The sequence below is a fragment of the Fundidesulfovibrio putealis DSM 16056 genome (genome assembly GCF_000429325.1).
Lineage (GTDB): Bacteria > Desulfobacterota > Desulfovibrionia > Desulfovibrionales > Desulfovibrionaceae > Fundidesulfovibrio > Fundidesulfovibrio putealis.
In genome coordinates, this window is sequence record NZ_AUBQ01000012.1 from 1 (window position 1) to 21,078 (window position 21,078).

Below are 21,078 nucleotides of genomic sequence, written 5' to 3' on the forward strand. Positions count from 1 at the left end.
TGAGCCTGTCCCGTGAATGGCCATTAAATACGCTTGCCGCGAAACCGGTATCTTGGTACAAACCCAATCATCCTGGTGCATTAAGATGAGGTTAGCGAGGCATGCCCTACAACTTCCGCAAGTTTGATCCTCACCAGCTCCTTCTTCTGCCGCCCAATCTTGACGACTGGCTCCCCCAGCAGCATCTGGCTCGTTTTCTCGCCGATGTCGTTTCGAATCTGGACCTCAAGCCCCTCCTGCGCCGTTACAGACCCAGCGGGCAAGGGGGCGCGGCGTTCAGCCCGGAGATGATGCTCCGGGTTTTGCTCTACGCGTACTGCGTGGGCGTGCCTTCCAGCCGCAAAATCGCCCAGGCCCTGATTGATGATGTCGCTTTCCGCTGGCTGGCCGCTGGCAACCGCCCCGATTTCAGGACCATTGCCACTTTCCGCCGCCAGCACCTCAAATGCCTCAAACCACTGTTTTTGCAGGTTCTCCTTCTTTGCAAACAAGCTGGCTTGGTCAAGGTCGGAATCGTGGCTTTGGACGGAACCAAGGTCGCGGCCAATGCCGCTCTGGACAGGAACCGGACCTGGGAAAAGCTCACGGCCAAGGAGCAGGCCTTGCTCGCCGAGGTGGAATCGATGCTCAAGCGGGCTGAATCCACCGACAGAGACGAGGATGCCCGTTTCGGCGACGACTCCGGTGACGGCCTGCCGAAGGTGTCCACCGCACATGAGCGGCTGGCCCTGATCCGGCGAGCCAAAGCGGAGCTTGAGGCCCAGGCCAGGGAGGCCGCCAGGGAACAGGAAGACGCCCTCAAGGAACGGGAGCGGGAAGAGAAGGAATCCGGCAAAAGCAAGCGTGGCCGCAAGCCGAAGCCGGTCAGCGCGGAGGTCGAAGCGGAGGCCAAAGCCAACCTGACGGACCCGGAAAGCCGGATCATGAAGACCCGCAAAGGGTACGTCCAGGGGTACAACGCGCAGGCGACCGTGAGCGAGGATCAGATAATAGTTGCGTGCGACGTGGTGCAAGACTGCAATGATTTTGCGCAATTGAAGCCAATGGTGGAACTGGCCGAGGCCAACCTGTACGAGATCGGCGAAGAACCCGGAAAGCTGCTGGCGGATGCGGGCTATTGCAGCGAAAACAACCTGGAATACATGGCCCGGCCCGGCGCTCCTGACCCCTATGTGGCCGTGAAGAAGGACCATAAACAGCGCGGGGACGACGAATCCGCGCCCAGAGGGCGGATGCCGAAGAACCTGACCCAGCGGCAACGGATGGAGCGCAAGCTCAGGACCAAGGCAGGGAAAGCCCTCTACAAACTGCGCGGTCAGATCGTGGAGGCGGTGTTCGGCCAGATCAAGGACTGCCGGAAGCTTACCCGCTTCCTGCTACGCGGCCTGGACAAGGTGAAAGGCGAGTTTGAACTCTGGAGTCTGACGCATAATCTGCTCAAACTCTACCGGCATGGTGCGACAAGTGGGTAAGATGGCCAACTGACAGGCATATCAGCGCAGTTTCAGGGCAATGAGTAGCTCAAATCGCCTCGACGGGCTGCGCAGAGACGTTTTGTGGCGATTTCGACGGGCGAAAAGCGGCAATCAAGGCCGTGCCGCCCCGCACGGGGAAAATGTTTGGGGGACAGGCTCTTGTACTGAGAGAAATCGTGACTAGTGTTGCGTCCGCGTTTTTCGTCGATATGCTTGGCACGGTGATACCAGAGCAATTCGTAAATTCTGCCCGCTAATAAGTATAGACGAATTTTGAGGTCGTGACACTAGTTTGACCGCGCAACAGGATGAAAATCTTTTTTAATTCGTTATCTGGTTTGATCGTGATGTGCGGCTTGTGCCCCCCGTGCTTATCAAGCATGTGCTTTGCGTAGAGAATTAATTGGCCAGCCATCTCAGTTGGCGGCAATTCATAGTCAACCAATCCAGTCCCGAGGGCGCTGCGGGGCATCCCATCATACTCGGTGGATTCTGGGTTCTGGACCAAAATCAGGCCCCCTTCCCCCTTGATGGCCCGAATTCCCAGGGTGCCGTCATTCCCTGTGCCAGAGAGCACGATGCCAATGGCCTTGTCACCTTGGTCCTGGGCCAGGGAGCGGAAGAAGAAGTCAATAGGCAGACGTTGGCCTCGGGGGGAAGACGGCTCAAGCAATTGGAGCGCGCCATCTATGAAGGCCATGTCGCGGTTGGGCGGGATGATGTAGATGCAGTTGGGCTTGACCACCATTCCGTCCGCCACTTCGTAGACCTTCATGGTGGTATAGCGCTGAATAATATCCGTGAGGATGCTCTTGTGGTCTGGGGCCAGATGTTGCACCAGCACAAAGGCCATTCCTGGATCGGTATCGGTGGGCATGCCAGAGAAGAATGCCTCAAAAGCCGCCAGTCCTCCTGCGGAAGCGCCGATCCCGACGACGGGGAAAGATGGCACAGGGGCCTTCACAGGCTCTCTGGTGGGCGTTTCTGCCGAAGGTTCAGGGCTCGTCTTGGGTTTAGACTTCGGCGGTGCCTGTTTCTTGGCCATTTTAATATCTCCATATCTTGTCGGCAGGCTCGCATGCACTGAGAGAGTTGATGTCTTTCCAGCAGAACCTAGCTTGCAAGACATATCATGTCTCACTTCTGGCGATAGTGGGCAAGCATTGAAATGGTGATATACAGAACACATGTGTCCTTCCAAGTGGATGGCCAGGTGGAGTAGCCCCCTTTTAGACCGGACAGGCTGGCCATGCTTCTTGTGGCCTCATTGTTGAGTGCATGACCGTAGTAGGGACTCTGGAACAATTTAAATCATAACTGAATGTTACGACCTTCTGTCGCGGTAGAGACCACCCTTTCGGGTGGCCCCCCGCACAGATCCCAGCGAGCGGACGTCTATAGCTCCAGCCCAATCTCTTTGCTTCGATCCCTCGGCTGAAGCCGGAGGACGTTGCCCTTAAGCCTAACAGCCTTGCCCCACTTCGCTCGGGCAAAGAGCATGGCAGCTTCCTGAGTCGTCTCGTCATGCGCAGTGAACGCGATCTCCTTGGCCATGTCCCGGATCATACCGCCGTTGGCCAAGTGGATGAACACAATCCCACTGGCGTCGATCGAGCTGGTGAATCATGGCGGGGCAATCGCTCAGGGTGGATCATGTTGTAGGCCACGTGCATGTGGAGGTTGTTCGTATTCTTGTGAACGCCGCAATGGCGCTGGTGCTCGGATAACCCAATGGTCTTGGCGAATTCTTCCTCGATGGCAATGAACATCTCTGGGTCAGCCGTGCCTCATCCTCTGGTCGAAAGCTCACGATGAGGTGGTATGTCTTCTCCTTGCTGGTTCGTGTGTTCATGGCCTGGGTGTCGACCGCCTCCTGGATGCCCAGGGCGTAATCGTCACCGGCCAGACATCCAGTGCACCAGCGCAGTAAGGATTTTCTCGCCTGGATGGTCTGCTGCGGCGATATAGCGGGCCAAGCGCCGGTAGTCGTCATTCTCCGGCTTCTGGAGGACACGTCGACTGATCATGTTTTACGCCATGTAATCAGATACGGGCGATGGCAGCCTTAAGCTCTTGTTGCCGAGCCTCAATTTGCTTGAGCATACGCCGCACCTCTGTGTGCAATTCCTGAATCGGAGTGTCCTTTTCTGACAGACACAGTTTGAAGAGGCCACCAAGCCTTCCAAGGTCGGCATTGACCTTGAGCAATTCGCGCCTGGCGTGTTGCTTCTCCAGGCTCGGTGTCGGCTGCCCGAGGCAAACACGCTTGATGTAGGTGGACCGGGATAGACCCGCCCGCTCGGCGCTGGTGGAGATCAGCGAGTGCTCCTCCGTGTTGACGTAGCACCAAAGCGCCAGCTTCTTGGTCGGCATGATCGATCTCTCCGATTAGCGTTGAGCCGAAGGCGAATAAGCAATTCTGCCCCGCAGGGCAGGCGTGAGGTACTAGTACCTCACCTGTCCTGCCTTCAGACCCCTTTGTTCCTTATTCCATCGTTTTGTATTTTACGAGAGCAGCCAGACTGATTTGAACAACATTGAGAATATTTCAATTCACAACAACATAAAACAATATGGACCAGCAAACATGTCATTTCAAGCAATATGATTCACACATCGGACTAACTTTCAGCAATAGCGTTCAATACAATGGCATGAATGTTCAATTTGTCTGATTTTGAAGGTGCGTACGACGAATATTGAGGTCAACGTGGAGGGAATGTGGGCAGACTCCGTGCGAAGTTCGATTTTGTTTGGATTTCCAAGCCCATCCTAAGGTTTCAGGCGGTCCTGCTGAGGGGGGAGGATGAAAACGAAAAAGCTCCCGATGCCGAAGGGGCTGCTGATCACTCTTCTTGTATTCTTGCCTCTTGGGATTTATGAGCGACACCTACAGGCCAACCATGCGACACTTATTTGGACAAACGAAAGCGCAAAACGAAGTAGACGCTATACGAAGTATGCCCAAGGCGGTTTCAGCTTGGCCCTTGGCGCTTCTGAGTAGGTATTTAGGGTGAAAAGTCGGAAGGAGAAGACAAGTCTAGACTGCGAGCCCTTACGGCTTGCAACGCTTCAAACAACGATGCCTTGCTACTGTTCTTGGCCTGGACTGTATTCCGGTGGATAGCCCAAAGCTTCGTTCGTTCGCCGTTGGGCTTCCCGAGCGTCCAGGCCAGTTCGGACATTGCCTGTCCAGGTGGAGTTCCACAGGGCGGCACGCTGCGCCCTGGATTTCCCATCCTGGTAGCGTTTGAACATGGGCTTTGCGCCGGACACAACGCGCCTCATGAAGTCTGCCAGCTTGCGATTGGCCTTTTGAGCCTTGCGGCGAAGCGCCTCCGATGCTCTGGCCCGTTCACGCCGTAGCATCGGTCCAAGGCCAAGCCATTCGAAGAAAGCTGAAGTTACGACGCGAATGGCCCTGCATCCGAAATATTTCCCTTCGTCGCTTCTGCTTCTTGGCTGGCTCACCTGCATGAACCCAGCCTGCTTCAACTGCCCAATGGCACGCTCGCACCGGCGTTTACCGAGACCCGAGCCTCTGACGATGGTCTTCATGTCGATGTCGATGAAACCGTTGGCCAGCGTCGGTACGCCAAGGGCCAGGGATGCCAGCTCAAGGTGCGACAGAAGTGTTTCCAAAACGACAAGACACGCCTCGCGGCGCTCACTTCGCGTCTTTCGATTAGCCGGGGCCAATAGCGTTGGACATTTCTTTGGGTGGTCATACCATGCCTTGGCCTGTTCAGCGGCCAGGGACAGGATGCGCGGCAGGCCGCCCTTTCCCTTGCGGATGGGACGCACGGGATCAAGCCGAGGATTCCTCGGATCATGACCGCAACGGTTCCCGCAGAGCAGACCGGCGAGAAAGGGGACCCCGGACGGGGCGGCAGTGCCAATAGACAACAGCCGTCCCTCAGGAAAACTCGAAGAAAATTTTCCTTTCCGGGACTATTCCGGGACCAGATCGGTTTTTTGGCAAAAATAATGGGTTGCATGCGGTGGTAAAAACTGCATGCAACCCATTGATTTTCCTAGTGGAGCCAGCGTGGGGAATTGAACCCCAGACCTGCTGATTACGAATCAGCTGCTCTACCAACTGAGCTACGCTGGCCAATCGAAGAGCAGAGTTGATACACAATGGGATTCTGCCGGTCAAGGTTCAAATCAGCAAAGCGCTCCGATGGAGATGGCCGTACCGTGCTCACAGGCCTGGCATTTACCAGGAATAATTTACGATTACCCCCTGGAACCATCCCCAGCGCCTGCGCCCTGAATATTCACGCGCGTCCTGCAGCCTTACTGCTTCATGCAGGCCCGGCGTTAAGGCAGGCCTTGCCTGCGCATCGTACTTCAACCTTGACCTTGTAGCGTGCCTGTGCTTTCAATTCGAAAATTGCTCAACTGAGCCCGCCTACTGGAATCATGTCGTTCAGCGTCACTGGTCGTCGTCCCGGTCTGTCCGATGGAGAAGGATATTGCCGCAGCCAGCCAGTTCCAGTATAAGATTGCACGCAAATTCCTCCGTTGCGCAGGCTTTACCTGGCAAGCCTGCCTGCCTTGCACCTCTCCTGGCCGGTTTTCTGATCGCCTTGCTTCTAGTGTTCGTTCAATCGACTCCGCTCGGGAGCGAAATCGAGGCCCAGGCGCTGGACGTCTTCTTTCTTCTTCGCGGCGCGCGCCCGGCACCTTCCGAAATCGTCATCGTCGCCATCGACGAGCCCTCCATCCAGGAATTGGGGCTTCCCTGGCCCTGGCCCCGCTCCCTTCATGCAGCGCTGCTGCGCAAGCTGGACAAGGCAGGAGCCCGGCTCGTGGTCATGGACGTGGTCTTCGCGGAAAAGACCGTCCCTGCGCAGGACCAGGCCTTCGAGCAGTCTCTTGCGGAAAACGGGCGGGTGATCCTCGCTTCCACTGTGGACAAGGTCGAGGACCCGGCCTTCAGCAGGATCATGCTTGTGGAACCGCTGGCCGGTTTCAGACAGGCAGCGCTCGGCACGGGCAGCGCGCTCTTCTCTCCGGACCCTGACGGCTCCATCCGCCGCTTCTCCACCCGGATGGCGGGCGTGCCGACCCTGGCGGCAGCCGCGTTCGGCGCCCTGGCGGCTGCGCCCCCCCCAGACATCGACGGCGGCCTGTTGGATCACCTTGGTCCACCCCGCACCATCCGCACCGTATCCTACACCCAGGTGCTGGACGATGCGCACCCCCTGCCCGCACCGCTGCTGCGCAACGCAGTGGTATTCGTGGGGCGCTCGCTGGCCGCCCCGCCAGAACTCGGCGAACAGGCTGACGCGTTCCGCACCCCGTTCAGCCGCACAAACGGAATCCCAACCGCTGGCGTGGAATTGCACGCCACGGCGCTGGCAACGCTGCAATCTGGCAACATCGGCGTCCAGGCTCCGGCATGGGCCAGCGCCGCGGCCGCGTTCTTCCTCCTCCCCCTCGGGGCTCTGCTTCTCTCGCGCCTGTCGCCCCTTTCCGGCGCGCTGGCCAGCCTGGCTGCGGCTGGCGGCGTCCTGGGAGCCTCGTATCTCCTGTTCATCGCGACCTTCACCTGGTTCCCCTCCCTGCTCCTGGGTTCGGGGCTCCTGACGGTAGAAACGGTCCTGCTCCTGGAGGGGTACATGCGCTCCGCCAAGGACAAGCGCCGTATCCGCATGGCCTTCTCCCGTTACGTGTCCCCTGGCGTCGTGGACATGCTGCTGTCCAGGCCCGAACTCCTTGAACCGGGGGGCCAGGAGGTCGAAGCCACGGTATTGTTTTCGGATCTGGCCGGATTCACGTCCTTTTCCGAGCGCATGCAGCCGGAAGAGCTCATGAAAGTCCTGAGCGAATATTTCGCCCCCATGACTGCCGTCATCAAGGAGAACTCCGGTACCCTGGACAAGTTCATCGGAGACGCCATCATGGCCTTCTGGGGCGCTCCGCTGCGCGACGAGCACCATGCGCAGAACGCCTGTCGCGCCGCCCTGGCCATGGGCCGGGCCATGGACGACCTGCGGAACCGGTGGAAGGACCAGGGCTACCCCATGCTGCATGCCCGCATCGGCATCCATTCCGGCAAGGTCGTGGCGGGAAACGTGGGTTCGCGCGAGCAGATGAACTACACCTGCCTGGGTGACACGGTGAACCTCGCGTCGCGCCTGGAGTCCGTGAACAAGTATTACGGCACCGGGATACTCCTGAGCGGCGAGACGCGCGCCCAGCTCGGCCCCGGCTTCATCACGCGCAAGGTGGACGCCATCCGTGTGAAGGGACGGGCCAGGCCAGTGGAGATTCATGAACTGCTCGACCTGGGCGACAGCCCTCCCCCATGGGTTGCCCTGCACGAATCGGGTCTGGCGGCGTATGCGGCGCGGGATTTCACCGGGGCTGCGGACATGTTCGCAAGCGTCCTGGACATGAAGCCTGGAGACGGCCCTGCCGCCTTGCTGCTCAGGCGCTGCCGCACGTTGCTCGAGTCTCCTCCGGACGCACAGTGGGATGCGATCCACGTCATGGAGTCGAAATAGAAGTTGTTTTGAACGTCGCGTTCTCAGGAATGGAGTACCTTGAAAAGACAACTGCATCCACGGAGAGAGACGTGAAGCCGATATCAAAACACACTGGCGTTCATGCAAGCCTATTTTACCCATATAAAGCGTCCCTGTGCCGTTCAGCGATGCGCCCCCAGAGAGGCGCCGTCCTCTGCCTGATGGCGGCGGCGCTGCTGATGCTGCCGCTTCAGGCACGAGCAGCCGCTGACGTGGCAGGGCGGCTGATTTTCTCACAAGGGCAGGTCTTCACCTCCGCCCCGAACGGAGCGTGGGAACCGGCGGCCATCGGGCGCGACCTCGCCCCCGGCGACTCCGTGCGCACCGGCCCCGAGGCCAGGGCAGCCATACTCTGCGCCGACGAAACACAGATCAAGCTCGGCGCCAACACGCTCATCACCCTGAAAGACGTGACGGGATCGGCCCGCCTGGGCACAGGGCCTGCTTCTCCGGCGGCAGCACAGGGCCGAAGCAGCCTCTACGAACTGCAAGGCGGCGAGGCCTGGCTTCGCAACAACAACGACACGTCCAAGTTCCAGCTCAAGACCCCGGCCCTGACCGCAGCGGTTCGCGGCACCGAATTCACGGCCAGCGTAGGCCGGGACGGCTCGACCTCCATCGCCCTCCTGGACGGCAGGCTGCTGCTCTCCAACCCGCAAGGCTCACTCGACCTGAACAAGGGGGAACTGGGACAGGCCAGACCTGGACAGGCCCCCACCAAACAGATGCTGGTCAACCCCGAGGACGCCGTCCAATGGGTGCTCTACTACCCGACAGCCCTCAGTTGGCGGGACATCCCCCTCTCCAGCCTGCCCGGCCCGGCCCTGACTCCGGCGGAGACAGCCTGGGACAGCGGCGGGATGGCCCAGGCGAACGCCGACTGGACGGTCCAGGGCTTCGCGGCCCTGCGGGAACACCGGTCCGCCGAGGCGCTTGAGGCCTTTGCCAAGGCGCGCGCAGGCATGGCCGCCCCGAGCGGCAGGGTTCTGGCTGGCGAATGGCTGGCCATGGCCCAGGCCGGGCAGGCCGTGCAGGCGTGGGAGGCGTGCAGGGCCCAGCTCCCGTCGCTCAAGGCAACGCCGGGACTCTTGGGCGTGGCGGCATATCTGGCGCTTGGCGCGGGGCATCCGGCCCAGGCCAGGATATACCTGGAGCAAGCGCTCTCCATGGAGCCGTCCAACGCGTTCTGCCGGTCGCTGCTTGCCCAGATCGACCTGGCCCAGAACCGCAAGGACGTGGCCCTGAGCCTGTCGGCGCAGGCCGTAGCCGACAACCCGGATTCCCCCACCGCGCACATCTCCCTGGCCCTGGCGCAGCTGTCGCGCTTCGACCTGCCCGCCGCTGACCGCTCCCTGGACAAGGCCCTGGAACTGGACCCGGCCAGCGTGACAGCCTACGCCTACAAGGCACGCCTGGCCCTGGGCATGGACTCTCCGGACAAGGCCTGGGTGATCGTCCAGAAGGCCCTGGCCATCGCCCCAGGCGACCCGCTGGCCCTCACCCTGGGCGGGTTCGCGAAGCTCGGCATGCGCCGATTCGCGCAGGCCCAGGAGCTCTTCGACCGCGCCGTCCTGGCCGACCCCGGCCTGCCGGAACCCAGGCTCGGGCTCGCGCTGGTGGCCTTCTCGCGCAACGAGCGATTCACCGGACTCTCGGACATGCTCACCGCCACGCTCCTGGACCCGAGGGTCTCGCTGTACCAGACCAGTCTGGGCAAGGCGTATTATGCCTCGCGGGCCTTCGACAAGGCGATGGAGAGCTACGATCAGGCCGCCCGCCTCGACCCGGCTGATCCCACCCCGCACCTGTACAAGGGCATCGCCTACACCGACCTGAACCAGCCCGGCGAGGCCGTGGCCGCGCTGAACCGCTCCATCGAGCTGAACGACAACCGGGGCATGTTCCGGTCAAGATTGCTCCTTGATCGCGATCTGGCCGTGCGCAACTTCGACCTGGCCAAGTCCTACAACCAGCTGGGTCTTGGCGAGTGGGCCTTTGCCAAGGCCCTGACCGCCGTGAAGAAGGACCCGTTCGATTCCTCCGCCCACCTGTTCCTGAGCAGGGCATTCGCCGCCACGCGACAGCGTGTCTCGGCGGCAGGGTCCGAGCTGCTGCTCTACCGGCTGCTCTCGCCCGCCAACCAGAACACCTTCACCCTCTACAACGACTACACGCCCATGTTCGAAGCGCCGTACCTGCGCACGCAACTGGCGGGCGGAGCCGGAGTCTGGGCCAACGGAAAGCCAAGCGTCCAGGGCAGCCTGGACTCCTACGGCGGCGTGCCCGGCGTGGCCGCAGAGGTGCAGGCCTCATTCACTCAGGACGAGGGCTTGCGGCGGCTGAACGGCCTCTCGCGCAACGGTTTCGCCTTCGGGCAGTTCAAGTGGGAGCCCACCTTCAGGGATTCGCTCTACGCGGCGGGCACATTCTCGCGTACCCACACCGGCGACGTCTCCAATCAGAACGCCTGGGAGTACCGTCCCTCGCTCTGGCAGACCAACGAGTTCTCCAGCACCGACCTGGAACTGGGCTATGTGCGCCGCCAGGCCCCCGGTTGGACCTTCATGGCCTACGGCAGTTACAAGGCCAACGAGTGGTCCTTCTCGGACCGCTTATACACCCCCTTCGCCTTCATGCTGGACACCCTGCCCCTGGACTACCTGAGCATCACCCACCGCGACTCCCCGCGCAGTATGGGCAACATCCAGTTGCAACAGCAGGTTACGCTGGGGGACCACTCGCTGGTAATCGGGGGCGACGTATTCAGTTCCATCCTGCGCTACCGCATGAACCAGCACTTCATCGTCCCGCTGCTGCCGTCCCTGGCCTCGATCAGCACCAACAACATGGACCACTGGGAACGCTCGATAACCGTCTACGCCATGGACTACTGGCACATTAAGCCCAACCTGATCCTGGAGCTGGGGGTTTCCGGCGAGTTTGCGACCACGCCGCGCTTCGGGTTCGCCACGCAGATCGAGGACGCCATCCCCGGCTTCCGCTTCGGGTTGAACTGGGAGGCCACCCCAAAGGACATGCTCCGGCTGGGCGTGCAGCGCTACCTGAACACGCACATAACCCTGCAGCCCATGCTCCAGCCCGCCGAGGTGGCCGGTTTCCCCACGCGCGTGAACGCCGACGACGGCTCGCGGGTGGTGGAAGCCGGAATCAGCTGGGAACGCCAGTGGGACGACAAAACCTTCACCGTGCTGCGCGGGGACTTCCATCATATCGAGAACCCTCAGTTTGACCCGTTGCAAAGCTATGACCGCAAGATCTGGCTGATCACCGACCGCTATTTGGTTTCGGCCTCGGTCAACCGTGTGCTCACGCCGTATCTGGGCGCGAACCTCATCGCGCAGGCCAAATGGCTGGAGCGCGGCGACGCGGCTGCGAAGCGTTTTCCTGAAACGCACTTCGCTGAATTCGCGGCCGGAGGCGGATTGAACTTCCTGTACAAGAACGGCATCGGGGCCAGCGTGTCCGGGCTTCTGGTGAAACAGACCTTCCCGGATACGGCGGCGCGCGACCTGCTGGGCCGACATCGGGACGAGAGCGTCTTCGGACTGCTCAACGCCGGGATCTCGTACGAATTTCCCGGCAAGGCTGGCTTCGTCTCACTGGAAGGACGAAACCTCCTGGACGTGAAGTTCTCCTATCAGCGAGAACCCGTGGCCCTGGACGCCTTCGTGCCGTCCCGGCAGATTCTCTTCAGGCTGGGATTCAACTTCTAATCGACTTGGGAAGGTGCAAGGCCGAAGCGCACCAGGAATTCCGGGTATGAGGTGCTGTCGGCCCTGGACAGGAATGAGGCTCTGGCCTGCCCGGCAGCAGGACAAGAATCGCTCCGGATATCCAGGGCGAAGCCCGGAAAGCCGCCACGCGGGCAGCACGGATTCTCCACGCCTGCATGCCGGGCAGGCCGTTCGTCATGCCTCGTTTCAGTCCATGGTGCGGTGAGCGCGGCGTTCAACGTCGTCGAAGTAATGGTCGTCGCGCTTGTCGTCCGGGGCGCTCAGCATCTCGTCGTTCAGGCGCGCGCTCAAGTAGCGGTAGGTGACCCACACTTCCTTGGCCATTGCCAGGAAAACCTCCGGGGAACGCACGACTGGCTGGTCGAGGTGTCCCAGCATCTCCAGAAGCTGCGCCACAGGCGCCAGCTTGCTTACATATGAAACGTCTCGCTGCACAACCATCGGCCCCTCCTAAGTACATCGAACAACTAGGGCGGGACCATATGCAATGTTTTATAGCATGTCAAGAGTAGGCGCTTAAATATAGCATTGCAAGTTCACTATACTTATAAAAAAAGCCTGGGCATTGCCCAGGCTTTCGTTTTTCAATGCAGCCAAGCCGGAGTAACTACATGCTCAAAGCCCGCCCGGACCCGTCCGAGCGCATGCCGCCGATGATCTGCTGCAGCGCTCCGGCCTGCCTGGCCAGATCGCCCACGGCCTCGGAGGAGTGGGACATTACCTGGGCCGTCTCCATGGATATCCTGTTAATCTCGGCCACGGCCCGGTTGATTTCCTCGCTGGCGGCGGACTGCTCCTCGGAGGCCGTGGCGATGGCGTGAACCTCCATGGTGGCGGAATCCGACAGCGCAACGATGGCCTCAAGCGCCCCTCCGGACTCGCCCGCCAGTACGCTGAGCGATTCGATGGCCTTGGCGGTGCGGTCCACGCTGCTCATGTTGTCCTTGGCTTCGCGCTGGATGCCGGTGATGGCGTCGTCCACTTCGTGGGTCGCGGCCATGGTCTTCTCGGCCAGCTTGCGCACCTCGTCGGCCACCACGGCGAAGCCGCGACCGGCCTCGCCCGCGCGGGCGGCCTCGATGGCGGCGTTCAACGCCAGCAGGTTGGTCTGGTCCGCGATGTCGGAGATCACGTTCATGATCCGCCCGATGTTCTGGGCACGCCCTTCCAATGACGACATGCGCTCCAGCAGGGCGATAGCCTGCCCCCTGACGTCCTCCATGGAATGCATCACGCTGCCCACGACCCCGCGTCCTTCCTGCGCCTTGCCGCGCGCCTGGTCCGAGCTGCTGGCGGCCGTGTGAGCGTTCTGGGCCACCTCCAGCACAGTGGCGTTCATCTGCTCCATGGCTGTTGCGGTTTCGGCGGCGCGGTCGCGCTGGATTTCAGCGCCCCTGGACGCCTGCTCAATCTGGGCGGACAACTGCTCGCTGGCTGCTGAAACGGCCTCGGCGACCTGTTCAGCCTGTGCCGCCACCTCCATGATCTTCTGGTTTTGCGCGGCGATGAGCGCTTCCTGCTCCTTGATGGAAGTCAGATCGACCCACACGGAGAGGGTCCCCAGCAGGTTTCCGCCCGCATCAAAAAAGGGTGACGAGGAGACGCGGGCGTGGCGCTTCTTCCCCTTGTGCGTGGCGAATTCGATCTCGCTGATAATCTCGCGGTTCTCGCGCAGTGCTTTTGTGGAGATGGTCTCCCTGGCGGCATCGCCCCAGATGTAGCCTCCGGAGGTCTGGCCGTAATAGTCTTCCGGCTTGCCGCCGCGCTCAATGAGGTCGAGCATGAGCTGGTTGGTGAAGATGGTCTTGTCCTGCGGAGAGAACACCGAACAGGGCACCGAAAAGCCTTTGAGCACGCCGTCCGAGAAGGCGAGCTGCTCCTTGAGCTTGCAGAGCATGTCCATCAGCGCGTGCTGGAGGCGGCCTATCTCGTCGGTGGAGTCGGCCTCCAGGCAGCTGTCGAGCTTCCCCGCCGCCACGTCTTCGGCCAGCTTCTGCGTGGTGCGCAGGCGCGCGGTGATGAGCCTGGGCAGGGCGATGGTGGCCCCAAGGCCCAGCACCAGCACCACGATGCCGATCATGACGATGCGGTTCTGAGCCAGATGGACCGTTTCATCCACGGCTTCGCCGCCCTTGTTTCCGCGCTCCTGGGACATGTCGCTGATCGCGTCCAGCGCGCCAATGGCCTCGTTGAAAAGCTTCGAGGATTCGCCGCGCACCAGCAGGGTGGCGTCTCGCCCCAGATTGTCGTTGGAATACTCAAGGACTTTCTGGTTCACCGGAAGAAACGTCTTCCAGGCGTCCGAATAGGCCTGGAGTTTCGCCTTGAACTCCTGGGGTAGCTTCAGTTTGGCGAGTTCCGCCTCGCCTTCGGCCAAAATCTTCTTGGCCTTGTCCATGCGCTCCTCGGCCTGCTTGCGTTCGGCAGACGTGGCCGCGAGGATGTGCCGGAACTCGGCCCGGCGGAAATCGTTGGCCGCCTGGACCATGCGCGTGGACGCGCCCATGGACGGCAGCCAGACGTCCGCCACTTCACCGGATGTCTCGTGAACCTGCACGAGCATGAAATAACACCCCGCGCCAAGCGCGACCGTCAAGAGCAAAATGAGAAGGAAACATGCAGCAAGTTTGAAGAAAATGCTCAAATTTCGAACAATTGTCATACCCGCCCCCTGAAATCCCAAACTCGTCCGAATCGACACAATCGATAAAACGTGACCGCCGGGTCATACCCTCACGATACTTGCTCGACAAGCAGAATATGCTACTGTCGGGGTGGAGTATTCTTACCCATCGGCGCGTTGCGTGCTCACTGCTCCAGGCAGCGTGGCATGCGTGAATGAGTTCCGCTGTTCCTGCACGCAAGAACAATCAGTCCGCAAACCTGGGCCACCATCCCGGTGGCTGGAGTGAATGAGATTACAAAATTCTTCGAACACATGTGATCCGCTTACGCCGAAAAACCTCCCGATTCCCTCTGAGATAGACCGCATCGCGTCTTTCACCCGCTATTCTATCTACATTTCTAATTTGACCTATCACGCATATCAATGTGATGTGCACAAGAGTCATATCTCTCAAACAATGCACGGTATTTCCCATCATGAGGGCAAGCATGCGGGAACGCTATCCCGAACACTGGCAGTTCGACGACGAGTTCGACGGCGGTGAGGAGACCTGCGGACGGGTCATCATCAACCTGTACACCTACCTGCTGCCCCAGCCGCGCGGCATCAAGGTGCTGCTTATCTCCAGGGACCCGGCCGCGCCCATCGAGTTCCCGGCTTGGTGCCGCATGACCGGCAACCCGCTCCTGGAAATTGCCCACCCGTTCTATCTCATCCACTATAAACCAGAACAGATACAGGAGTGATCCCATGGCCAACACCTTCTGCGTAAGCATCACCCACTGCCGCACCGACGGCGACAAAGCCACCCTGGGCTTCGTGGTAGCCAACGCCGCCCAGGGCAGCGAGAAGGAGACTCTGGTGTTCCTGAGCACCGACGGCGTGTACTGCGCCGTCAAGGGCGAGGCCGAGAAGATCGACGAAGGCGCGCCGTTTGCCCCCCTGAAGGAGCTCATCAACAAGTTCCTGGGCGCTGGCGGGAAAGTCTACGTGTGCACCCCTTGCCTGAAGAAGCGCGGTCTTTCCGAGGCGGACCTGATAGAGGGGACCACCCCCGCAGGCGGAGCCGCCCTGGTGGAATGGCTTTGCAACGGCTCGCCTTGCGTGACGTACTAGCCCGGTTCGCGAAACACTTTCATGAACGGGCCGCCCCAGGGCGGCCCCGCGCGAGGAGCCTCCATGCCCGGCTACGTCCCCCCTTCCCTTCCGGATCAGGTCTTCGACGGCGGCGACCTGGACTGCGGTTCCGGCCTCATCCTGCTCATCCGGGAAAACATGCTGGCAGTGCCCGTGGGCGGCGTGCTGGAGATGCGCAGCCGCGAACCTACGGTGGCGAGCGACCTGCCCCCCTGGTGCCGCATGGCAGGGCACGAATACCTGGGCAGCGCCGAGGGCGACGGATACGCCCGTTATTTTGTTCGCAGGGGAGAGGTTGCCGCTGATTCGGACGCATCCGAGGCCAGGCAACTGGCCGAGGACAAGGAGAAGGCCAGGCAGTACGAATGGCGGCTGCGGGTGCGCCACGCCGGGCACCAGCACACCAAGGTCTACTGCCGCAACTTCGGCTGGGACCTGGGCCAGCCCGCCAGCTTCGAGGAAAAGGACACGCACCCCTGCGCCGTGGAAGCGCTGCTCGGGGCGCTGGGCGGCGCGCTCTGCTCCGGGTACGCCACCGAGTGCGCGCGCTCGGGCCTGGAAATCGACGACATCGAGCTTACCGTGCGCGGCAAGTTAGGCAACATCCTGGCCCACATGGGCCTGGAAGACGGCGACCCATCTTTCTCGGCCATTGAGGTCAAATGCTTCGCCTCCACCATGGATGACGAGGACGGCGCCCGCAAAGCCTGGGAGCGCGCCGTAGCCCGCTCGCCCGTGGCGGCCACGCTGGCCAAGGCCGTGGACATAACCTTCAAATTCGCGGTGGTGTGATCATGTTCGTCACAACCCAGGTGGGCAGCTGGCCCCGCTCCAGGCAGATGCTGAAGGCCCTTCGCGACAGGCGCATGGGCAGGATGACCCGCAAGGAGTTCGACCGCGTGGCCGACGACGCGGTTCGCACCACGGTGCGCATCCAGGAAGACGCTGGCCTGGACGTGGTGGTGGACGGCGAGCACCGCAGGGACAACTTCTACTCCTTCATCTCGGACAAGGTGGATGGCACGCGCATCATGACCCTGGCCGAGATGCTTGACGACGTGGAGGACAAATCCGGCTTCGAGGAGATCCTCTCCACCCTGGACGTGCCCGCCTCGGCCATCAGCAACCCCACCTGCGTGGGCAGGCTTTCACGGCGCGAGCCCCTGGCCCTGGACGACTTCCACTTCGTCAAATCGCTCACGGACAAACCGGTGAAGATCACCCTGCCCGGCCCCTATCTCCTCAGCCGGGCCATGTGGGTGGGCGGACACACCAACAAGGCCTACGCCAACCAGCGCGCCATGGGCGACGACGTTGTGAACATCCTGCGGGAGGAACTCGGCGAACTGGCGCGCGCTGGCTGCGAGTTCGTGCAGTTCGACGAACCGGTGCTGACCGAAGTGGTCATGAGCGCGGAGTGCGGTCGCCGAACGTTCATGTGAGCAACCCTGGCCACCCGCCGTGACGTGGGTGAAGAACTTGGCTACGCGGCAGAGCTTATCAACAGGGTCATCGAAGGCATTGGCGACGTCGAGGGCGGACCGCGCGTGGGCCTACACATCTGCCGGGGCAACTGGAGCACCCGTGAGGACGTGCTGCTCACCGGCGACTACACGCCACTCCTGCCCGCGCTCACGAAGATGCGCGTGAGGCAGTTCGTGCTGGAATACGCCACGCCCAGGGCTGGCGAAATCCGGGTGGTGGGGGAAGCGCTCTCCGGGAACGTGCCGGGCACGGACGTCCCCAGGGAACTCGGCCTTGGCGTGGTCAATCCGCGCACCGTGACCGTGGAGACCCCGGAGGAGATCGTGGCCAAGGCGGAGCTGGCCCTGGCCCACTACCGCCCTGAGCAATTGTTCCTGAACACCGATTGCGGCTTCGGCTGCTTCGCCAACCGCTGCGTCAACGTGGAAGAGGTAGCTGCCGCCAAGATACGAAGCATCGTTCAGGCCGCCCGAATACTGAGGGAACGCCACGGCTGAGCTCGTGGTCGAAGGGAATAATGCTGAAAAGAGAAGAGGCCGGGTCATCGCTGACCCGGCCTCTTCAATCTTGCCAGTCTGTTCCGTTTGTATGCGGTTCGGTCTGGACTGACGGATGGCGCCGAAGGGGGGCACCAAACATGCACGATAAGTACCTGTAATCACGCTGCAATACTATTTCATAAACAATTAATACCTCTAAAATCATACCCTGCCCCAACGCTGCAACCTGTTTGTCTGGATGACCCACACACTCAATGAGGGGCATCCCTGGTGAAAGAGGGGGGGGGACCCCTCCCCCGCCCCCGTTCATAGGTTCCATCCACCCAGTAAAGGTTCAGGTGGAACGTCCGCAGGGGGAGGCAAAAACAACTACAGATTATCCAGAGCAGACAGGCAAATTTCTGCGTCTATCTCCCTGGCCGGGGTCTAACGTAGGTAAAGCAAGCCAGAAACGCTATTCTGGCCTGTGTTGCACTGTGTTGCTTGATGGATTCACTTATTCCTCAAACGGTTCGCGGCGGAATGATCGTTCTCCTATGTTGGCCTATCCCTTGGTCACCCACACTGGCAGGGTGGAGTGGGCCACGATCCATTCCACCACGCCGCCCATGAGCAGCCTGCGCAGGCCCGTACGTCCGTGCGAGGCAATGACGATTGTCCCGTTGCCGCCTTCTTCGGCGAACCTCAGGATTTCCTCCGGGGCGTTGCCCTCCAGAAGCCTGCTCTTGGCGGCCACGCCAGCCGCCCTGGCCATGTCCATGACCTCGGCGATGAACCCCTTGGTGGACGCGGCCAGCTCCTGCGCGGCTTGTGGGGCCAGCGCCAGATACTCGTTAGGCACATCCATCACCGACACCACCTCCACCATGGAGTCGAGCTCCCTGCCCAGGGCCAGGGCCTTTTGAGCAGCGTGCTGGGAGAATCGCGACCCGTCCGTAGCCAGGACCAGCCTGCGCAGGTTCACCACGGCTCCGTCGGGCACGATGAGCACGTCCGTATTGGAGAACCCTATGGTCCGCGCCGTGACGCTCCCCAGGAGCAGCCGCCCCATGGTGGAAGTGTTACGCCTGCCCATGACCACCAGGTCCGCGCGCATGGAGTCGGCCAGATCGGCGATCATCTGGCCTGGCTCGCCCTCCTCACACACGGTCGTGAGCGGGAGGCCGCGCAGGGCGGCCTCCCTTTTGGCGTTATCCAGGGCCTGCTCGCAGGGCTGGCGCAGCACGCGGGCGATGTCGCCCACGCCGACCAGCCTCAGGTCGCCCTGGTAGGGCGGAGCCACCGCCACGGCGGTCAGGGATGCTCCGTGCGTTCCGGCCAGATCCAGGGCGGCCCTCAGGGCGTGAAGGCTGGACTCGGAATCATCGACGCTGACGAGCAGGCGCTTTAAGGACATGTTACGCCTCTTGCTGTTGGGTGGAGGGCGACATGGCCCGCTTGGCCTTGAGCATGCTGCCCAGGATGATGACCGCGCCCACCAGCAGGGAGATGACCATGAACACGAAACTGGCCTTGCTGAGCAGCGCCAGGGTGGCCTCGCTCACGTCCATCATGCCCAACTGGCCCAGGTATTCGGGCATGGCCAGAGCGCGCGACACGGCCACGATGAGCATGATGGTGCCCATGACGATCTTGATCATGTGCTCCTTCACGTAGGTGGTGCCGATGGCCCCGAGCTGCACGCCCAGGAGCGATCCGGCCAGGATGATGAGCGTCAGGCGGATGTCGATCATGCCCTGCATGGCCCAGTTGACGGACCCGGCCAGGCCCATCACGAAGGCGATCACCAGCTCGGTGGCGGAGGCCACCAGGCTGGTCGCGCCCAGGATGTAGATCATGCCCGGAACGCCAACGAATCCGCCCACGGCGATGGTGGCAGCCAGAAGGCCAGTGGCCAAGCCTACGGGCAGAAGGAACCACAGGGAGATGCGCAGGTTGGCGCGCTTGAAGGTGACCATGGGCCAGATTTCGAGCTTCTGCAGGCGCAGAGCGATGGAACAGGTCTGCTCCACGCCGCAGGAATTCTTGGAGGACTTCAGGGCGTCGGCCATGACTATGCCGCCCACCACGACCAGCACCACCACGAAGGACACGCTGACGTACAGGTTGGAACCGGCTTGGCCCCAGGCGGCCAGGATGGCGTTCTGGATCTTGATGCCGATCTGCACGCCCACGCCTGCGAAAGCGGCCATGAACAGGCCCAGCTTGATGTCCACCTGGCCGTAGCGATAGCGCTTGATGGAGCCTACCAGGGCCTTGGGGAACTTGTGGCACATGTTGGAAGCCACAGCCACGGTGCCGGGGACGCCCAGGCTCATCATGCCGGGGGTGAGCACGAACGCGCCGCCCGATCCGATGAAGCCGCTGACCAGTCCGCCGATGAATCCCACGATGAACAGAAAGCCGATCCCGGTGGGGTCCAGCTGGATGAACTTAGTGGCCTCGTTGAGCATATCCATTTGCATGTTCTCCTTAATGTGCTTGGCGTGTTAGGCGCTGACGGTGGCGCGGGGACGGGAATCCTTGCGGGCGGGGGCCTGCGCGGCGGTCTGTGCCGGAGCCTTCTTCACCGCGTCGATGCCGAGCACTTCCCAGAGGGTGCCCGCGAAGGTGCCGTGAATCCAGGAGAACAGGAATACGGTTGCGATAGGCAGCACGGTGTACACCCCGCCCTTGGCGAAGTTGGCCATGATGATGTCCTGGAACAGGTACACGGCTGTGTAGATGGCGCAGCTGCCGATGCCGTATGCCATGAGCTTGACCACAGGCTTTTTCTTGGACGCGTGCATTTTGGACTCTCCTCGTTGCTAAAAATTTCACAAACAAGGGCGGACCAAGGCCCCCCTACCCGATCACCTCAAACAGGGGCATGCTCACATGGAAGCCGTCCCTGCCACGCTGCTCTTTGACCGCGAGCACGAACTCCACCCGCCTGAGCCGTGCGCACTCCTGCTCGACCACCTCGGCCACACGCCCGAACCGCATGAGGTGGCGAAAAGTCACTCCCGCTTCCCTGGCCTCGCGTGAAAATTGCTCGGCGGACTTCTCCGCCCTCTGCTCGAAAATCTCTCTGGCCTTCTGCGCATGTGCCTGCGAAGCGTCTGCTTCGGGCTTGGACACGCTCAAGGCCACTACTTCCGTGCCCAGCCGCCCGGCCACGCCCAGGGCATGGCGGATGAGCGCGGGAGGAAAGTCCGACTCGGTGGACACCGCCACGATCTTCCTGCCCTCTCTTCCCGGTGCGCTGAGCCCCAATTCGGACACGGGCAGGTCATGCTCCGCCAGTCCGGCGACCCACCCTGTGTCCTCCAGGAATTCCCGGAGGCGGGCAGGCCGCCGTGCCTGGACCAAGGGGTCTGGCTTCAGGCCGAACCGTGACGCCATGGCAGCCTAGACCCTGACCCTCGGACGGTTGTCCGGGCGCTTGACGGTGGCTGTCGCTTTCATCTCACGGGGTTCGTCCCGGAGGTCGCGAGCCTCCTGGAGCTGGTCCCGCTCGGCGAAAGCCAGGGCTGCGAATGTGGTTTCGATGTGTTCCCTGATGCTGGCCATGTCTGTGTCCTC

20 protein-coding genes, 1 tRNA gene and 1 pseudogene are annotated in these 21,078 nt (G+C 61.6%); 7 read left to right on the forward strand and 15 right to left on the reverse strand.

The window, feature by feature from the left end; all coding sequences use genetic code 11:
- The first annotated feature begins 101 nt into the window (after positions 1-101).
- On the forward strand, positions 102-1,472 hold the full coding sequence (locus G453_RS0108825; RefSeq protein WP_027189837.1) for an IS1182 family transposase: 1,371 nt from the start codon (positions 102-104) through the stop codon (positions 1,470-1,472).
- A gap of 256 nt (positions 1,473-1,728) precedes the next feature.
- On the opposite strand, the gene G453_RS0108830 is transcribed toward G453_RS0108825, so the two are convergent.
- The 8 genes and pseudogenes from G453_RS0108830 to G453_RS0108855 all read right to left on the reverse strand — a co-directional run bounded on the left by G453_RS0108830 (position 1,729) and on the right by G453_RS0108855 (position 5,589).
- A complete protein-coding gene (locus tag G453_RS0108830) occupies positions 1,729-2,520 on the reverse strand; it encodes a chemotaxis protein CheB (protein ID WP_205620060.1) in 792 nt (263 codons plus the stop codon).
- A gap of 350 nt (positions 2,521-2,870) precedes the next feature.
- Complete coding sequence (locus tag G453_RS28395; protein ID WP_169725309.1) at positions 2,871-3,029, reverse strand: hypothetical protein; 159 nt, start codon at positions 3,027-3,029, stop codon at positions 2,871-2,873.
- An 8-nt stretch (positions 3,030-3,037) separates the two neighbouring features.
- Entirely contained in the window at positions 3,038-3,244 is a 207-nt protein-coding gene (locus G453_RS28760) for a relaxase/mobilization nuclease domain-containing protein (protein WP_235731728.1), read from the reverse strand.
- A gap of 77 nt (positions 3,245-3,321) precedes the next feature.
- Positions 3,322-3,402 (reverse strand): annotated as a pseudogene (locus G453_RS29175) (TraI/MobA(P) family conjugative relaxase); the annotation flags it as partial.
- A complete protein-coding gene (locus G453_RS29010) occupies positions 3,371-3,502 on the reverse strand; it encodes a hypothetical protein (protein ID WP_268870771.1) in 132 nt (43 codons plus the stop codon). The gene G453_RS29010 and the pseudogene G453_RS29175, both read right to left, overlap by 32 nt.
- Before the next feature lie 16 nt (positions 3,503-3,518).
- Positions 3,519-3,848 carry a plasmid mobilization protein gene (locus tag G453_RS0108845; RefSeq protein WP_027190772.1) on the reverse strand — a complete coding sequence of 110 codons (330 nt, stop codon included), beginning with the start codon at positions 3,846-3,848 and terminating at the stop codon, positions 3,519-3,521.
- A 717-nt stretch (positions 3,849-4,565) separates the two neighbouring features.
- Positions 4,566-5,279, reverse strand: a complete 714-nt coding sequence (locus tag G453_RS0108850) for a hypothetical protein (protein ID WP_235731729.1) — start codon at positions 5,277-5,279, stop codon at positions 4,566-4,568.
- Between the two features lie 234 nt (positions 5,280-5,513).
- A tRNA-Thr gene (locus tag G453_RS0108855) sits at positions 5,514-5,589 on the reverse strand.
- A 487-nt stretch (positions 5,590-6,076) separates the two neighbouring features.
- On the opposite strand from G453_RS0108855, the gene G453_RS0108860 reads away from it, so the two are divergent.
- Both G453_RS0108860 and G453_RS0108865 read left to right on the forward strand, forming a co-directional pair.
- A complete protein-coding gene (locus G453_RS0108860; protein WP_051272115.1) occupies positions 6,077-7,990 on the forward strand; it encodes an adenylate/guanylate cyclase domain-containing protein in 1,914 nt (637 codons plus the stop codon).
- Positions 7,991-8,139: 149 nt separating this feature from the next.
- Positions 8,140-11,745, forward strand: coding sequence for a TonB-dependent receptor domain-containing protein (locus G453_RS0108865; RefSeq protein ID WP_043645229.1), 3,606 nt, complete (start codon positions 8,140-8,142; stop codon positions 11,743-11,745).
- Between the two features lie 207 nt (positions 11,746-11,952).
- On the opposite strand, the gene G453_RS0108870 is transcribed toward G453_RS0108865, so the two are convergent.
- On the reverse strand, positions 11,953-12,207 hold the full coding sequence (locus G453_RS0108870; protein ID WP_027190776.1) for a hypothetical protein: 255 nt from the start codon (positions 12,205-12,207) through the stop codon (positions 11,953-11,955).
- Positions 12,208-12,373: 166 nt separating this feature from the next.
- Entirely contained in the window at positions 12,374-14,428 is a 2,055-nt protein-coding gene (locus tag G453_RS23145; RefSeq protein ID WP_084502200.1) for a methyl-accepting chemotaxis protein, read from the reverse strand.
- A gap of 452 nt (positions 14,429-14,880) precedes the next feature.
- Between G453_RS23145 and G453_RS23150 the strand changes: the two genes are divergently transcribed.
- From G453_RS23150 to G453_RS28765, 4 genes are all read left to right on the forward strand, one after another.
- A complete protein-coding gene (locus G453_RS23150) occupies positions 14,881-15,138 on the forward strand; it encodes a sulfurtransferase TusA family protein (RefSeq protein ID WP_043645230.1) in 258 nt (85 codons plus the stop codon).
- A gap of 4 nt (positions 15,139-15,142) precedes the next feature.
- Positions 15,143-15,508, forward strand: a complete 366-nt coding sequence (locus G453_RS0108885; protein WP_027190777.1) for a DsrE family protein — start codon at positions 15,143-15,145, stop codon at positions 15,506-15,508.
- Positions 15,509-15,571: 63 nt separating this feature from the next.
- Complete coding sequence (locus G453_RS0108890) at positions 15,572-16,321, forward strand: sulfurtransferase TusA family protein (RefSeq protein WP_027190778.1); 750 nt, start codon at positions 15,572-15,574, stop codon at positions 16,319-16,321.
- A gap of 2 nt (positions 16,322-16,323) precedes the next feature.
- Positions 16,324-17,511 carry a cobalamin-independent methionine synthase II family protein gene (locus G453_RS28765; protein WP_268870772.1) on the forward strand — a complete coding sequence of 396 codons (1,188 nt, stop codon included), beginning with the start codon at positions 16,324-16,326 and terminating at the stop codon, positions 17,509-17,511.
- Between the two features lie 547 nt (positions 17,512-18,058).
- On the opposite strand, the gene G453_RS0108900 is transcribed toward G453_RS28765, so the two are convergent.
- Genes G453_RS0108900 through G453_RS27875 form a run of 5 tightly spaced genes read right to left on the reverse strand, consistent with a single transcriptional unit; the run spans position 18,059 to position 21,066 of the window.
- Entirely contained in the window at positions 18,059-18,910 is an 852-nt protein-coding gene (locus tag G453_RS0108900; protein ID WP_027190779.1) for a universal stress protein, read from the reverse strand.
- Position 18,911: 1 nt separating this feature from the next.
- Positions 18,912-19,973, reverse strand: coding sequence for a sulfite exporter TauE/SafE family protein (locus G453_RS0108905; RefSeq protein ID WP_027190780.1), 1,062 nt, complete (start codon positions 19,971-19,973; stop codon positions 18,912-18,914).
- A 30-nt stretch (positions 19,974-20,003) separates the two neighbouring features.
- The gene (locus G453_RS0108910) at positions 20,004-20,303 is read right to left on the reverse strand and encodes a hypothetical protein (protein ID WP_027190781.1); all 300 of its coding nucleotides are present in this window, start codon (positions 20,301-20,303) and stop codon (positions 20,004-20,006) included.
- A gap of 55 nt (positions 20,304-20,358) precedes the next feature.
- Positions 20,359-20,898 (reverse strand): universal stress protein, encoded by a 540-nt coding sequence (locus G453_RS0108915; protein WP_027190782.1) that lies wholly within the window; start codon positions 20,896-20,898, stop codon positions 20,359-20,361.
- A gap of 6 nt (positions 20,899-20,904) precedes the next feature.
- Positions 20,905-21,066, reverse strand: coding sequence for a hypothetical protein (locus G453_RS27875; protein ID WP_156920862.1), 162 nt, complete (start codon positions 21,064-21,066; stop codon positions 20,905-20,907).
- Between the last annotated feature and the right edge of the window lie 12 nt (positions 21,067-21,078).